This window comes from Pseudomonas sp. FW215-R2 (assembly GCF_058789255.1).
Genome location: NZ_JBYTBO010000008.1, coordinates 39,458 through 54,196 on the forward strand (window position 1 = coordinate 39,458; position 14,739 = coordinate 54,196).

At 61.5% G+C, this 14,739-nt stretch carries 13 protein-coding genes; 7 read left to right on the forward strand and 6 right to left on the reverse strand.

Going from position 1 to position 14,739, the window contains the following annotated elements:
- Positions 1 to 108 precede the first annotated feature (108 nt).
- Positions 109 to 1,455, reverse strand: a complete 1,347-nt coding sequence (gene pcaK / locus AC3WRD_RS12955; protein ID WP_102621478.1) for a 4-hydroxybenzoate transporter PcaK — start codon at positions 1,453 to 1,455, stop codon at positions 109 to 111.
- Positions 1,456 to 1,749: 294 nt separating this feature from the next.
- Positions 1,750 to 2,592 (reverse strand): pca regulon transcriptional regulator PcaR, encoded by an 843-nt coding sequence (gene pcaR, locus AC3WRD_RS12960; RefSeq protein ID WP_096819491.1) that lies wholly within the window; start codon positions 2,590 to 2,592, stop codon positions 1,750 to 1,752.
- A 642-nt stretch (positions 2,593 to 3,234) separates the two neighbouring features.
- Here pcaR and AC3WRD_RS12965 point away from each other — a divergent pair.
- Positions 3,235 to 3,435: a hypothetical protein gene (locus tag AC3WRD_RS12965; protein WP_007957826.1), complete on the forward strand. Its 201-nt coding sequence runs from the start codon at positions 3,235 to 3,237 to the stop codon at positions 3,433 to 3,435.
- 375 nt (positions 3,436 to 3,810) lie between these two features.
- Positions 3,811 to 5,286 carry an inorganic phosphate transporter gene (locus tag AC3WRD_RS12970; protein WP_096819492.1) on the forward strand — a complete coding sequence of 492 codons (1,476 nt, stop codon included), beginning with the start codon at positions 3,811 to 3,813 and terminating at the stop codon, positions 5,284 to 5,286.
- A 558-nt stretch (positions 5,287 to 5,844) separates the two neighbouring features.
- On the opposite strand, the gene ccoM is transcribed toward AC3WRD_RS12970, so the two are convergent.
- Entirely contained in the window at positions 5,845 to 5,961 is a 117-nt protein-coding gene (gene ccoM, locus AC3WRD_RS12975; RefSeq protein WP_007959205.1) for a cytochrome c oxidase subunit CcoM, read from the reverse strand.
- Positions 5,962 to 6,106: 145 nt separating this feature from the next.
- A complete protein-coding gene (locus tag AC3WRD_RS12980) occupies positions 6,107 to 6,268 on the reverse strand; it encodes a hypothetical protein (protein WP_096819493.1) in 162 nt (53 codons plus the stop codon).
- Positions 6,269 to 6,451: 183 nt separating this feature from the next.
- On the opposite strand from AC3WRD_RS12980, the gene AC3WRD_RS12985 reads away from it, so the two are divergent.
- From AC3WRD_RS12985 to AC3WRD_RS12995, 3 genes are all read left to right on the forward strand, one after another.
- Entirely contained in the window at positions 6,452 to 7,318 is an 867-nt protein-coding gene (locus AC3WRD_RS12985) for a LysR substrate-binding domain-containing protein (RefSeq protein WP_102621480.1), read from the forward strand.
- 89 nt (positions 7,319 to 7,407) lie between these two features.
- Positions 7,408 to 7,878, forward strand: coding sequence for a RidA family protein (locus AC3WRD_RS12990; protein ID WP_102621481.1), 471 nt, complete (start codon positions 7,408 to 7,410; stop codon positions 7,876 to 7,878).
- Positions 7,875 to 9,086, forward strand: a complete 1,212-nt coding sequence (locus tag AC3WRD_RS12995) for an aminotransferase class V-fold PLP-dependent enzyme (protein ID WP_102621482.1) — start codon at positions 7,875 to 7,877, stop codon at positions 9,084 to 9,086. Before AC3WRD_RS12990 ends, AC3WRD_RS12995 begins: the two co-directional genes overlap by 4 nt.
- On the opposite strand, the gene AC3WRD_RS13000 is transcribed toward AC3WRD_RS12995, so the two are convergent.
- Positions 9,056 to 9,397 (reverse strand): aspartate-semialdehyde dehydrogenase, encoded by a 342-nt coding sequence (locus AC3WRD_RS13000; RefSeq protein WP_096819497.1) that lies wholly within the window; start codon positions 9,395 to 9,397, stop codon positions 9,056 to 9,058. The two genes, AC3WRD_RS12995 and AC3WRD_RS13000, sit on opposite strands and share 31 nt — an antisense overlap.
- Positions 9,398 to 9,638: 241 nt before the next feature.
- On the opposite strand from AC3WRD_RS13000, the gene rapA reads away from it, so the two are divergent.
- Positions 9,639 to 12,485 (forward strand): RNA polymerase-associated protein RapA, encoded by a 2,847-nt coding sequence (gene rapA / locus AC3WRD_RS13005; RefSeq protein WP_096819498.1) that lies wholly within the window; start codon positions 9,639 to 9,641, stop codon positions 12,483 to 12,485.
- A 204-nt stretch (positions 12,486 to 12,689) separates the two neighbouring features.
- Here rapA and AC3WRD_RS13010 read toward each other — a convergent pair whose 3' ends face one another.
- Positions 12,690 to 14,039 (reverse strand): spinster family MFS transporter, encoded by a 1,350-nt coding sequence (locus tag AC3WRD_RS13010; RefSeq protein ID WP_102621483.1) that lies wholly within the window; start codon positions 14,037 to 14,039, stop codon positions 12,690 to 12,692.
- Between the two features lie 302 nt (positions 14,040 to 14,341).
- Here AC3WRD_RS13010 and AC3WRD_RS13015 point away from each other — a divergent pair, with 302 nt between their 5' ends.
- Positions 14,342 to 14,695 carry a YkgJ family cysteine cluster protein gene (locus tag AC3WRD_RS13015; protein WP_102621484.1) on the forward strand — a complete coding sequence of 118 codons (354 nt, stop codon included), beginning with the start codon at positions 14,342 to 14,344 and terminating at the stop codon, positions 14,693 to 14,695.
- Positions 14,696 to 14,739 lie beyond the last annotated feature (44 nt).

The following is a 14,739-nucleotide window of genomic DNA, read 5'->3' on the forward strand; positions in this document are numbered from 1 at the left end:
ATTTTCGCCAAACAATCCGATAATCGACTGAGTGTTCGCTTATCGAACAGATTGTTATCAACCTAATGATCACTCCCGCACCCGGTACGGGAGTGAGCGGAGTGGATATCAGGTCGCGTCCGCGTGACTGACCAGGCCCTTGATCACCACCGCTGCCGTGGCCAGCCCGGCCGGGAACACCAGCGCTGTCAGCACCTGTTCGAAATCCCAGCCCAGGCCCAGCAGGGTCGCGCCCATCCACGCCCCGAGAATCGCACCGAAGCGGCCGATCCCGAGCATCCACGAGACACCGGTCGCCCGGCCTTGAGTCGGGTAAAACCGCGCTGCCAGCGACGGCATCGCCGATTGCGCGCCGTTGACGCACATGCCCGCCACCAGCACCAGCGTCGCCAGCAGCGTGATGTTGCCCAGGCTCTGCCCGACCGCGTAGGCAAACACCCCGGCCAGCAGGTAGAAAATGCCGATGACCTTGTGCGGATTGAAGCGGTCCATCGCCCAGCCTACGCCGACCGCGCTCAACACCCCGCCGAACTGGAACAACGCGCCGATGAACGCCGCTTGCTCCATGCTCGCACCGCTGTCGCGCATCAGGGTCGGCAGCCAACTGGTCAGCAGGTACACGATCACCAGGCCCATGAAGTAGGTCAGCCACAGCAACAGCGTGCCGGTGCTGTAGGTGCCGGAGAAAATCACCGCGAATACGTTGCGTGCCTTGACGGTTTTCTGTTCCGGCACGCTGAAACTCGCCGCCTGGGCGACGGTGGCCGGGTCGATCGGTGCGAGGGTCTTGCGGACTTTGTCGGTACCGCGATTACGCACCACCAGGTAACGCGCCGACTCCGGCAGCCAGACCAGCAACACCACGGCGAGGATCAGCGGCAGAATCCCGCCGATCAGCAACAAACTGTGCCAGCCGAACGCCGGAATCAGCTTGGCCGAGATAAACCCGCCGCCGGCCATACCGAGGTTGAAACCGCAGAACATGCTGGTCACCAACAGCGACTTTTTGCGCTCCGGGGTGTATTCCGACAGCAGCGTGGTGGCGTTCGGCATGCCCGCGCCCAGTCCCAGACCGGTCAGGAAGCGCAGCACCAGCAATTGCTCGACGTTGGTGGCGTAGGCCGACGCCAGGCTGAAAGCACCGAACAGAAAGACCGCACCGACCAGTACGACCTTTCGCCCGAAGCGGTCAGCCAACGGCCCGGAGCCCAGTGCGCCGAAGACCATGCCGATCAACGCGGCGCTCATCACCGGGCCGAGGCTGGCGCGGTCGATGCCCCAGTCCTGGGACAGGGCCGGTGCGATAAACCCCATGGCCGCGGTGTCGAGGCCATCGAGGAACACAATCAGGAAACACAGAATCACCACGCGCCACTGATAGCGCGAGATCGGTTGAGCGTTGATGAAGGACTGCACGTCGAGGCAGTTACCCACAGCGGACTGAGGCTGGTTCATTATTTTTATTCCACGCAAAAAACGCAGTCGAACGGCGACCGGCCAAAGACTGGCACGGACACAAGCATATAAGGAGGGAATCAGGCGTTGCGCTAAAACCGGCAACAGGAACGGGAGCGGCGACAGTCGGGGAACGTGCGCATGGGATGTTGCCTCTTGTCATTATTATGGGAGTCGACGATCCGGCGGGCTCATTCACAACAGCGCCGGATGACGCTGCCGCGACATTAATGATCCGGGGGTTTTAGCGTCAATTCGATAAACGCAACTCTGTGCGTTTATCGAACAGCTTCATCAGGCGAACAACTGCGCGCTGAGGTCGCGGCTGGCACTCAACAGGCCCGGCAGAAAACGCTGCTCCAGTTCGGTACGGCTGACGCGACCGGCGTGGGTGCTGACGTTGAGCGCGGCCACCACCTGGCCGGAGGCGTCGTACACCGGCACCGCAATCGAACGCAGGCCTTGCTCCAGTTCCTGATCGACGATGCACCAGCCCTGCTGCCGCACTTCCTGCAAACACTCGAGCAAGGTGTCGGGGGTGTGGAGCGTACGGCTGGTCTTGGCCACCAGTTCGGCGTGGTCGAGGTATTCGCGCAGTGACGTGTCGTCCAGCGCCGCCAGCAGAATCCGCCCCATGGACGTGCAATACGCCGGCAGACGCCCGCCCACCGACAGGTCTACCGAAATCAGGCGCTGGGTGGTGGCCGAACGGGCAATGTAGAGAATGTCGTCACCTTCCAGCGTGGCCATGTTGCAGGCCTCGTGGAGTTGCTCGCTCATGCGGTCGAGGTAAGGCTGGGCGGAAACCGCCAGCGGCGTCGAAGACAGATAGGCGTGACCGAGGGTCAGCACTTTGGGCAGCAACGAATAAGTACGGCCGTCGGTGGTGGCGTAGCCGAGCTTGATCAGCGTATGCAGGCAACGGCGCACGGCGGCACGGGGAATTTCCGTACGGTGGCTGATCTGGGCGATGGTCAAGTGACGCTTGCGCTCCTGAAACGCCTGGACCACCGCCAGGCCACGGGCCAGAGAGGTCATGAAGTCCGGATCGCCGGTCAGGGCCTGGATGCGTTTGGCCGGTGAAGCAACGATCGGCGGCGCCACCGACGTAAAGGAATTGCGCATTTGATCGTTCATGTCAGGTCCTTTTTCCTGTACGGATCGACGGCTATACAAGCGGCTCGCAGACAGATGCACAAGCGCCAGATCGCCAACACCGGGCGATTATCGAACCGTCGACCGATAATCGCAACGATCCCTGCGTCCCGGCGGGAATCGCTCACGACCGTTTTAAACTCGGTATCACCTCATGCACCCGGCGCCTTAGTTGTTCGGCTAAATGGCGCCAGAAACACAACACCCGACAACAACGATGCAACTATGGGTAAAAGTTGCGAGTCACAAAACAATCACACATCCGGAACCGTTTTTAACTTGGCAAAGATAGTCAATCCCGAATCGGCCGCTATAATGCACCTCAGTGGCGCCGCACTTTTATTTGCCGTCGACGCCATTCGCTGAGGCGATGTCCATTGCCTTCAGCCCCGGCCAGCGCCTGATGATCATCACCCATGCACCGCCAGCGCGCTCGCTGAAACAGGAAACTGATGCTGCGTCAGTTTTAATCTGGTGCCGTAGCCGCCTGTAACATGGAAGTCTTGACCGCCCTGCCGATAACACCGCTGCCTGTTCAGGCCGTGGCTTGTTGGCGAACCGGTTCAATCGATTCGTTGCAGTGCGTTTCACCAGACATTTATCTCAACTCATACAGGTAGCACTGTGACGAAAGACGAACTGCGCGCGGAACTTGAGCGCCAGGAACAACGTTACAAGGAAGTTTACGGCGGGGAAGTCACCACCTACGCCGCCCAGCCCGAACCGGAACGCAAAGCCTGGCGTAAACGCCCCACCGTTCAGGATCAGGTCTTCCAGCAAGAACTGAAAAAAATGGAAGAGGAACTCAAAGCCGAAGAGCCTTGACGCCTTCCTTTGAGACTTTCGAGGGTAAGCGTACTCACCGGGTTACAAGCACGGTGGACTGACGATGCCTTGCGCGCCCGCTACCCGCGGGCAGCGGCCAACTCCCCTGTATTGCACAGGTTTGGAGCATGTCAGACACGTTTCTCAGATATTTCATACACGCTTCTGCCCCCTCTCGCACACCGGCCAATCCGCCGACGCTTCGCATTTTTTCCAATTGAATCAACACCTTGCAAAACCCTGTAAAAAGCTTGGGTAATGCACCTTGATACAAATTAATTTGGCGAAGAAGGTTACCGATGAGCAGGTAGGGGATCGATTTCCAGTCTTTTCTGGCATAATCGCGCCCCCTTATGACCGGGTCAGAAAACCTTCATGATCGATTTATTCAGCGGACTGGATGCCTGGGTGCTTGTGAGCCTCCTGCTCGCCCTGACATTTGTCCTCGCCTTCGAGTTCATCAATGGATTTCATGACACCGCTAACGCGGTAGCCACTGTTATCTACACCAAAGCGATGCCGCCTCACCTGGCGGTGTTCTTCTCGGGCGTGTTCAACTTCCTCGGCGTACTGCTGGGCGGTGTCGGCGTGGCGTATGCCATCGTCCACTTGCTGCCGGTAGAACTGCTGATCAATGTGAACACCGGCCATGGTCTGGCAATGGTGTTCTCGCTGCTCGCCGCCGCCATCGCCTGGAACCTGGGCACCTGGTACTTCGGTATCCCGGCCTCCAGCTCCCACACCCTGATCGGTTCGATCCTCGGTGTCGGTCTGGCCAACGCCCTGATCAACGAGATTCCACTGGCCGACGGCGTCAACTGGCAGAAAGCGATCGACATCGGCGCCTCGCTGGTGTTCTCGCCGATGGCCGGTTTCCTGATCGCCGCGCTGATCCTGATCGGCCTGAAATGGTGGCGCCCGCTGTCGAAAATGCACAAGACGCCTGAACAGCGCCGCAAGATCGACGACAAGAAGCACCCACCGTTCTGGAACCGTCTGGTCCTGGTGATCTCGGCCATGGCCGTGAGCTTCGTGCACGGTTCCAACGACGGCCAGAAAGGCATCGGCCTGATCATGCTGGTACTAATCGGTATCGTGCCTGCGCAGTTCGTACTCGACCTGAACAGCACCACTTACCAGATCGAACGTACTCGCGATGCGACCCTGCACCTGAGCCAGTTCTACAAGCGCAACGCCGATACCCTGGGCGAATTCCTGGCACTGGGCAAAAGCGTGGAAGGCGACCTGCCGGAGAAATTCCGTTGCAACCCGCAACAGACCGAACCGACCATCAACGCCCTGCTCGACACCCTCAAAGGTGTAGCGGACTACCACTCGCTGTCGTCGGAAAGCCGCATCGAAGTGCGTCGCTACCTGCTCTGCCTGGACGACACCGCGAAGAAAGTCAGCAAACTGCCAGGCCTCGCCGCTCGTGAAAAAGCCGACCTGGACAAACTGCGCAAAGACCTGACCACCACCACCGAATACGCCCCATTCTGGGTGATTCTGGCGGTCGCCCTGGCCCTGGGCCTGGGCACCATGGTTGGCTGGAAACGTGTGGTACTGACCATCGGCGAGAAGATCGGCAAGCAAGGCATGACCTACTCGCAAGGCATGTCGGCCCAGATCACCACCGCCAGCCTGATCGGCCTGGCCAACATCTTCAGCCTGCCGGTGTCCACCACCCACGTCCTCTCCTCGGGCGTGGCCGGCACCATGGTCGCCAACAAAAGCGGCCTGCAAGGCGGCACGGTGAAAACCATCCTGCTGGCCTGGGTCCTGACCCTGCCGGCCACCGTGGCCCTGTCGGCTGGTTTGTTCTGGCTGGCGTCGAAGGCGCTGGGTAGCTGATAGATCGTGGTAATGAAAAAGGCGTGATTCGAGAGGATCACGCCTTTTTTTGTTGCTTCCAGAAATGGAACGCGGAGCGTCCCGGGCTGCATTCCCACGCAGAGCGTGGGAACGATCAAGCTGTTAGCTTCCGCTTCCCACCACTCAACACGATGAGCGTTAGCTCGAGTACCGCTTTTGACGTGCCGGCCCCTTCGGCAGGCTGAGTGGAGGGATTTATCCGGGGATGGGCGCGTAGCGCCGTTCGACGGAGTCGAACACATCGAGAGGAGGTGCAGCGAAGCAAACCGGAGGCGATGCCCCCGGATGAATCCCGGAGCGAAGGAACGCCGAGCCTCAGCGAGGTGCCGAACGCCGGGGCCCAGCGTTTTGGTTACTTTGGGGCGTTTGCCAAAGTGACTCGCCGTAAGGGCGAAACCGCCAGCGGCAGCACCCGAAGCAACGGATATTCACAAAGAACACCCAAAGCATGGTCGGCCCAGAGGCCGCCAAGAAGGCAAAAAAAAGGGCAACCGAAGTTGCCCAAAATGCCTTGCGTGCTCATCAAACCCGGAAGAATCAAGGCTTCTTGCGCTTGTTCGCATCCTTCCAGATAAAAAATCCAAACCCTGCAAAAAACAGAACCATCAGGCCCACGGTCAGGACCCCGGCAAACACCACGTTATCGAAAAACATGACTGGCCTCCTGGCCCCTGCTCTGCTGCGATGGAACTAAGTTAACCAATCAGGCAGGCGCAGGAATTGACCGGGATCAATGCCGGTCAACACGCGGGAGAAAGGAGGGGAAATAACTGACCTGCATCAACGGATGCAGGGGAGATCAACGCTTTTTCGGTTTGTTTTTCGACTTTTTCTTCGGTTTACCCAACGGCATGGCCTGCTCGAACGCCTGTCGCACTTCATTCAGGCGCTTCTCGTTGAGGTCATGAACCCGCTTGGCGCGTTCGGTGCTGAGGTCGATCAATTTGTCGTCTTGGCTCATGGCGTTCGGTGCATCGCTTGGACTGAATCACAACTGCCGGATCACCGACAGGACTGCGCCAATAATGCGGCCTCGCGCCGGCGCTGACCAGCCATCGACGCAGGCGCTATACAACAAATCGTGTACCGGCCAGCGCTTTTGCCCGCACACTCTGCGCTTTGCACTGTTCCGAGGATGTCTGCCGTGCCCTTGCATCAGGATCTGCCGCCGCTGATGGCCCTGCGCGCCTTCGAGGCCGTGGCCCGTCACTTGAGCTTCATCAAGGCTGCCGACGAACTGTCGGTGACGCAAAGTGCGATCAGCCATCAGGTGCACAAACTCGAGGAGTTCCTCGATCAGCCGCTGTTCGTGCGACGCACCCGGGCGATCGACCTGACGCCGGCCGGCGAACAATACTACCGACAGATCGAGCCCGCCCTCGCCGCGATTGCCGCCGCCACCCACGACTTGCGCGGCGAGCGCCCCACCACCCTGCGCATCGGCCTGCTGGCTTCCTTCGCGACCTTGTGGCTGGCGCCGCGCCTAGCGGACTTCAACACCAAATACCCGAACATCCACGTCGAACTGCTGCCCGCCGTGCAACTGGCCGATGTCGACGGCGGCGAGGTGGACCTGGCAATCCGCTACGGCAAGGGCGGCTGGCCGAAAGTCCAGGCACGCCGGTTCATGACGGAAACCCTGACGCCGGTGTGCAGCCCGGCCTTCAAGGCCCGCGGCATGCAGAACGGCCCGCTGTTGATGGCCAAGTCGCACCAGCCGTTCGAATGGATCGACTGGCAGCAACACAGCGGCATCGACCTGGCGCAAGTGCCCAGCGTCATGCTCCACGACTACAACATCGTGGTCGAAGCGGCGGTGGCCGGCCAGGGCATCGCCATGGGTCGCCAATGCCTGATTGATCGTCGATTCAAGGAAGGCGCACTGGTGCCGGCCTTCGATACCCCACCAATGTCCGGCGAAATCGGCTATTGGCTGGTCACTCCGGAGCGCCCACCAAACCCCGCGGCACAGGCGTTCAGCCAATGGCTGGAGCAAATCGTCGACGCATGAGTTTTTTGGATACGTCGAATCAAATCTATCCGTTTGTCGCCCACCCTCCTGCGCCAACATGCTGGAGTCCTCACTCAGGAGGACTCCGCATGAGCGACTCAATCAAACAACGCGTCCAGCAACTCGGCCTGCAACTGCCTGCGCCAAGCCAGCCGGTGGCCAACTACGTCAGCCACGTGATCAGTCAGAATCAGTTGTACATCGCCGGGCAGATTCCCATGCTCGATGGCAAACCTGCATTCCTCGGGCGCCTCGGCGAAGCGATCTCCGACGAAGAAGGTGTCAACGCCGCCGAACTTGCCGCATTAGGCCTGCTGGCCCAACTCGCCGATGCCTTGGGCGATGACCTGTCAAAACTGGTGCGGATCATCCGGCTCGGCGCGTTTATCGCCAGCACCCCGGACTTCCCGCGCCAGGGCGTGATCGCCAACGGCGCCTCGAACCTGCTGGTCAACGTCCTCGGCGACAAGGGCCGCCATGTGCGCACCGCCGTCGGGGTGTCGAGCCTGCCGGCCGGCGTGGCGGTGGAAGTCGACGCGATCTTCGAGCTCAAGCCGTGAACGTCGACGAAGTCCTGCGCCTGCGCGACGCCACGCCCGGCTGCGCGCAGGTGATCCATTTCAATCACGCCGGGGCCTCACTGCCGAGTCAGGCCACCCTCGACGCGGTGATCGGGCAACTGCAACGCGAAGCGCTCGGCGGGCCGATGGAGACGGCGGACATACAAGTGCAGGAACGCGCGCGCAGTGCCGCAGCCGCCCTGCTCAACGCCCAACCCGAAGACATCGCCTTTGCCAGTAGCGGCTCGGCGGCCTGGAGTCAGGCATTCAATGCACTGGGGCCGTGGCACTCGGGCGAGCGGATTCTGGTCGGTCGCCATGAATGGGCCGGCAACCTGGCCTGCATGGCCGAAGCGGTGAAGGCCGGTGCGCGACTGGAAGTGATCCCTTGCGATGCCCGTGGCGCCGTCGATCCACAAGCTCTGGCGCAGATGATTGACCGCCATGTGCGCCTGATCGCCCTGACCTGGCTACCGGCCAATGGTGGCCTGATCAACCCGGCGGCGCAGATCGGAGCGATAGCCCGTCGCCACGGCATTCCTTATTTCGTCGACGCCGGACAGGCCCTGGGGCAGTTGCCCTGTGACGTCCAGGCCTTGCAGTGCGACATGCTCAAGGGTGCGGCGCGCAAGTTCCTGCGCGGGCCGCGCGGTACGGCGTTGATGTATATCCGGCCAGAATTCCTGCAACGACTGTTGCCGGTGCAGCGCGACGTGCTGTCGGCACCGTGGGATGGCCAGCGCTTTACCTTGCGCGACGACGCCCGCCGCTTTGAAACCAGTGAAGTGTCATTGGCGCTACTCGCCGGATTGGCCAATGCGCTGGAGGAGCATCAGCGCATCGGAGCAACAGCAATCCGAAAGCGGATCGTTGAACTGAGCCAACCACTGCGCCGGCGTATGAAGGAGATTCCCGGGCTGACACTGCTAGATCTGGGGTCGGCCAACGAACAATCCGGACTGATCGCCTTCACTCTGGATGGCTGGGATTGCGTGGCGCTGAAGCAGGCGCTGGCCGAGCGGCGAATCAACATCGGCGCCAATGGCGTGGCCTACACACCGCTGGACATGCAGGCGCGCGGGCTGAACTCGATTGCGAGGGTGTCGGTGAGTTATCTGAATACCGCAGAAGAAATCGACATATTGCTGACGAATCTGGCTGAACTGGCCGCGCAGCCTCAGATCTCGATGTCGACCCACAAGCCCTGACGCGGCTGGTCTTCCATCAGCGGCACTACCGGCACGGTGTTGTCGGCATTGAGTTCGGTGCCCGGTACGGCGAGGTGCGCTTCGGGGTCGTCGTCGGCTTCACGGCGACGACGATCACGCTCCTGCTGGCGGCGCTGCTCTTCGCGCAGCAGATAACCGTCTTCTTCCGGATCGCGCTTTTGCAGGTCGATCGTGCTTTCGTTGGAGCTTTCCTGCACCGGCACCACCGGAGGAATGTCCGGCCGCTGGCGGATCGGGTCCTGCTGGGAAGTGATCGGCACGGCGCTCAAGGGGAGCATCGGTGGCAGCATATGAAGGGTCTCCTGTCAGCAGGCTATCGGCTGCGGCATCGGCGCCTTGAGCCATCGGTCGCAAACTTGTGACCGGATCGGCACTCGGTTGTGCCGCAATCGCTCGTAAAACCGACGCATGACCTAATCTTCCTTCAGTTGGCCGTCGGCATTTAATAGCCGCACGCGACGCCTAATCCTTTGGCCTCAGGGCCTCATTCCGTTAAGATAGCCCGCTTTTTCAAGGTGGGAGTCAGGCAGCATGGCGCAGCAGTATCAACCGGGGCAACGCTGGATCAGTGACAGCGAAGCAGAGCTTGGTTTAGGCACCGTTCTGGCACAGGACGGCCGCTTGTTGACCGTGCTTTACCCGGCCACTGGCGAAACCCGCCAGTACGCGCTAAGGAATGCGCCCCTGACCCGCGTGCGATTCTCGCCGGGCGACTCCATTACCCACTTCGAAGGCTGGAAGATGACCGTGCGCGAAGTCGAGGATGCCGATGGCCTGCTCGTCTATCACGGTCTGAACGCCGAGAACGAAGCCGTCACCCTGCCGGAAACCCAGCTGTCGAACTTCATTCAGTTCCGTCTGGCCAGCGACCGTCTGTTCGCCGGACAGATCGACCCGCTGTCGTGGTTCTCCCTGCGCTACCACACCCTGGAACACACCAGCCGCCAGTTGCAGTCTGCGCTGTGGGGCCTGGGTGGCGTGCGTGCACAGCCAATCGCTCACCAGTTGCACATTGCCCGTGAAGTCGCCGACCGCATCGCGCCACGGGTTCTGCTGGCGGACGAAGTGGGTCTGGGCAAGACCATCGAAGCCGGCCTGGTGATCCATCGCCAACTGCTGTCGGGTCGCGCCAGTCGCGTGCTGATCCTGGTGCCGGAAAACCTCCAGCACCAGTGGCTGGTGGAAATGCGCCGCCGCTTCAACCTTGAGGTCGCGCTGTTCGACGAAGAACGCTTCATCGAAAGCGATGCCGTCAACCCGTTTGAAGACACCCAGCTTGCCCTCGTGGCGCTGGAGTGGCTGGTCGACGACGAAAAGGCCCAGGACGCCCTGTTCGCTGCCGGCTGGGATCTGCTGGTCGTCGACGAAGCACACCACCTGGTCTGGCACGAAGAAAAAGTCAGCCCGGAATACTCGCTGGTCGAACAGCTGGCTGAAGTCATTCCCGGCGTGCTGCTGCTCACCGCCACCCCGGAACAACTCGGCCAGGACAGCCACTTCGCCCGTCTGCGCCTGCTCGACCCGAACCGTTTCCATGACCTGGCCGCCTTCCGCGCCGAAAGCGAGAACTATCGCCCGGTGGCCGAAGCCGTTCAGGAGCTTCTGGACAAGGGGCGCCTGTCGCCTGCCGCACACAAGACCATCCACGGTTTCCTCGGCAACGAAGGTGAAGCCCTGCTGACCGCCGTCAACGATGGCGACACCGAAGCCAGCGCCCGCCTCGTGCGTGAGCTGCTCGACCGTCACGGCACCGGCCGCGTGCTGTTCCGTAACACCCGCGCCGCCGTGCAGGGTTTCCCGGAGCGCAAACTGCACCCGTACCCGCTGCCATGCCCGGACGAATACCTCGAACTGCCACTGGGCGATCACGCCGAGCTGTACCCGGAAGTCAGCTTCCAGGCCCAGCCGGATGCCAGCGAAGAAGAACGCTGGTGGAAATTCGACCCGCGCGTCGAGTGGCTGATCGATCAGCTGAAAATGCTCAAGCGCACCAAGGTACTGGTGATCTGCGCCCACGCCGAAACCGCGATGGACCTGGAAGACGCCCTGCGCGTACGTTCCGGCATCCCGGCCACGGTGTTCCATGAAGGCATGAACATCCTTGAGCGTGACCGCGCCGCCGCCTACTTCGCCGACGAAGAGTTTGGCGCGCAGGTGCTGATCTGCTCGGAAATTGGCAGTGAAGGTCGCAACTTCCAGTTCGCCCACCACCTGGTGCTGTTCGATCTGCCGTCGCACCCGGACCTGCTGGAGCAGCGCATCGGTCGTCTGGACCGGATCGGCCAGAAACACATCATCGAACTGCACGTGCCGTACCTGGAAACCAGCCCGCAAGAGCGTCTGTTCCAGTGGTATCACGAAGCACTGAACGCGTTCCTCAACACCTGCCCGACCGGCAACGCCTTGCAGCATCAGTTCGGCCCGCGCCTGTTGCCGCTGCTTGAAGAGGCTGACGATGGCGAGTGGCAGACGCTGATCGACGAAGCACGCACCGAGCGTGAGCGTCTGGAAGCCGAGCTGCACACCGGTCGTGACCGCCTGCTGGAACTCAACTCCGGCGGTGCCGGTGAAGGTGAAGCGCTGGTCGAGGACATCCTCGAACAAGACGATCAGTTCGCCCTGCCGATCTACATGGAAACCCTGTTCGACGCGTTCGGCATCGACAGCGAAGACCATTCGGAAAACGCCCTGATCCTCAAGCCGAGCGAGAAAATGCTCGACGCCAGCTTCCCGCTGGGCGACGACGAAGGCGTGACCATCACCTACGACCGCAACCAGGCGCTGTCGCGCGAAGACATGCAGTTCATCACCTGGGAACACCCGATGGTGCAGGGTGGCATGGATCTGGTGCTGTCCGGTTCGATGGGCAACACCGCCGTCGCGCTGATCAAGAACAAGGCACTCAAGCCAGGCACTGTCCTGCTGGAACTGCTGTACGTCAGCGAAGTGGTGGCTCCGCGCGCCCTGCAACTGGGCCGCTACCTGCCACCGGCCGCCCTGCGCTGCCTGCTCGATGCCAATGGCAACGACCTGTCGGCCCGTGTGGCGTTCGAAACCCTGAACGATCAACTGGAAAGCGTGCCACGCGCCAGCGCCAACAAGTTCATCCAGGCCCAGCGCGATCAGCTGACGCCACGGATCAACGCCGGTGAAGAAAAAATCACCCCGCGTCACGCCGAGCGCGTGGCCGAGGCCCGCCGTCGTCTGGCGGCCGACACCGACGAAGAACTGGCACGCCTGACCGCGTTGCAAGCGGTCAACCCGACCGTGCGCGACAGCGAACTGGTTGCCCTGCGCAAACAGCGCGAGCAAGGCCTGGCCATGCTCGACAAGGCGGCGCTGCGACTGGAAGCGATCCGGGTGCTGGTAGCGGGCTGATCCAGCCTGCTCCACCGCCACACATGAAAAGGCCCGCAGCGATGCGGGCCTTTTTGTTTGTCTGCCCCGCCGATCGTTCCCACGCTCCGCGTGGGAATGCCTCAAGGGACGCTCCGCGTTCCAGCTCTCGAATGGGACGCAGAGCGTCCCGGGCTGCATTCCCACGCGGACGGTTCGACGCCTCGACGTGGGAACGATCAAACCTTAGGCCGTGACCGCTGCACCCTCAGGCTCAACCACCGCCACCAAGCCCTCCTTCATCCGCTTCGCATCCCGCACAAAACACCGCGCCGCCAGAAACAGAAACACCATGGTCAGGAACAGTGCCACCGGGATCAGATACATCGCGTCATGCAGGCCGACCGCCTTGAACGCCTCGGTCATCTGCTCGGCGCCCGCCGAAATCATGGCCGACTTGGCAAAGTGATCGGACAAACCACCGACCACCACCGGCCCCAGACCACCGCCCAGCAAATACAACCCGGCAAAGAACAGCGCCATCGCCGTGGCCCGCAGGCGCGGTTCGACCACGTCCTGAATCGCCGTGTAGACGCAGGTGTAGAAGTTATAGGCAAACAGCCAGCCGACACTGAACAGCGCGACAAACACACCGATCTCGATCCGCCCGGCGTGCAGTGCCCAAGCGGTGCACACGGTGGAAATGATCAGGCTGAACGCCGCAAACAGCAGCCGCCCGTTAGCCACGCGCTGATGGATCTTGTCGGCGATCCAGCCGCCGAGCGTCAGGCCGATCAGTCCGGTCACGCCGACGATCAGCCCCGTGGCCACTGCCGCTTCCTGCAACGGCATCAGAAAATAGCGCTGGAGCATCGGCACCAAAAACGAGTTACAAGCATAGGTGGCGAAGTTGAAGCACAACCCGGCCATCACCAGCCACAGAAAAGTCGGCACCGCGAGAATCCGGCGGATCGGCTTGTCGACTTTCTCCTGCGACACTTGCACGGTCTCCGCCGCGCCGCGCTTGGGTTCCTTGATGAAAAACATGAACACCGCCAGCAGCAACCCCGGCACGGCAGCAATAAAGAACGGCGCACGCCAGCTGTCGAACGCCTTGACCATCGCGCCGATGGTGAAAAACGCCAGCAGCAGGCCCAACGGCAAGCCCAGCATGAAGATGCCCATGGCCCTCGCGCGACGGTGCGCCGGGAACAGGTCGCCGATCAGCGAGTTGGCGGCGGGCGCGTAACTGGCCTCACCGATGCCGATGCCCATGCGTACCAGCAGGAAACTCCAGAAACTGCCGACCAGGCCGTTGACCGCCGTCAACGCGCTCCAGGTCGCCAGCCCCCAGCCCATCAGCTTGCTGCGCGAGCCGGTGTCGGCCATGCGCCCCAGCGGCAGGCCGGCAATGGCATAGACGATGGTGAATGCGGTGCCGACGATCCCCAGCTGAAAGTCGCTGAGGTGCCATTCCATGCGGATCGGCTCGATGATGATCGCGGGGATGGTGCGATCGAAGAAATTGAACAGGTTGGCGAGGAACAGCAGGAACAGAATGCGCCAGGCATTCGCCGCTTGGGTCGAGTTCTGCATGGGTCCGTCTCTTTTATTGTTATAGGGCTTCACTGCCGACGCATCCGAGCCCGGAACCTGCAATCTAGTCACGCTCGTCGGGACTGTCTGTGATCATTCGTCAGCCTGATGACGGGCCATGGCCGTGTAACGAAACGTAAGCCCTTGAAATGCTTCGAATCCCCCGAAAACCGGGGGTTTTGCGGAAAAATCCGGCAATGAAAAAATACTTTCACGCCCCCCTTCCCAACGCCGTGGCAAAGCCTAGAATGGCCGCCGGATCCGTCCGGATCCTGCCGATCAATCCCTTTGATGCCCCCCTAATGTCCGAAGTCAGTCCGTGTCTGAGTTGCGGTGCCTGCTGTTCCCATTTTCGTGTTTCATTTTTCTGGGGGGAATGCGCATCCTCCGGCGGGACCGTACCCGATGAACTGGTCACCCAGATCACGCCCAGCCGGGTCGCGATGATCGGTACCGACCGCAAGGCGCCGCGCTGCACCGCGCTGGAAGGCGACGTCGGAAAATCGGTGGCCTGCACGATCTACGACAAGCGTTCCAGCCCTTGCCGCGAGTTCGAGGCGTCGTGGGAAAACGGCGAGCAGAACACCGACTGCGACAAGGCGCGTGCCCGTTTTGGCCTGCCGCCATTGCAACCGCACTGGAACGAAGTCGCCTGAGCTACCGAGCATGCGAGGCTTAGCGCCAATCGCTATGACGCTCA

What these genes read in the sequence shown, in the direction of transcription:
- pcaK (WP_102621478.1), bottom strand. Translation starts at nt 1,455, where the DNA reads ATGAACCAGCCTCAGTCCGCTGTGGGTAACTGCCTCGACGTGCAGTCC.
- pcaR (WP_096819491.1), bottom strand. Translation starts at nt 2,592, where the DNA reads ATGAACGATCAAATGCGCAATTCCTTTACGTCGGTGGCGCCGCCGATC.
- AC3WRD_RS12970 (WP_096819492.1), top strand. Translation starts at nt 3,811, where the DNA reads ATGATCGATTTATTCAGCGGACTGGATGCCTGGGTGCTTGTGAGCCTC.
- ccoM (WP_007959205.1), bottom strand. Translation starts at nt 5,961, where the DNA reads ATGTTTTTCGATAACGTGGTGTTTGCCGGGGTCCTGACCGTGGGCCTG.
- AC3WRD_RS12980 (WP_096819493.1), bottom strand. Translation starts at nt 6,268, where the DNA reads ATGAGCCAAGACGACAAATTGATCGACCTCAGCACCGAACGCGCCAAG.
- AC3WRD_RS12990 (WP_102621481.1), top strand. Translation starts at nt 7,408, where the DNA reads ATGAGCGACTCAATCAAACAACGCGTCCAGCAACTCGGCCTGCAACTG.
- AC3WRD_RS13000 (WP_096819497.1), bottom strand. Translation starts at nt 9,397, where the DNA reads ATGCTGCCACCGATGCTCCCCTTGAGCGCCGTGCCGATCACTTCCCAG.
- rapA (WP_096819498.1), top strand. Translation starts at nt 9,639, where the DNA reads ATGGCGCAGCAGTATCAACCGGGGCAACGCTGGATCAGTGACAGCGAA.
- AC3WRD_RS13010 (WP_102621483.1), bottom strand. Translation starts at nt 14,039, where the DNA reads ATGCAGAACTCGACCCAAGCGGCGAATGCCTGGCGCATTCTGTTCCTG.
- AC3WRD_RS13015 (WP_102621484.1), top strand. Translation starts at nt 14,342, where the DNA reads ATGTCCGAAGTCAGTCCGTGTCTGAGTTGCGGTGCCTGCTGTTCCCAT.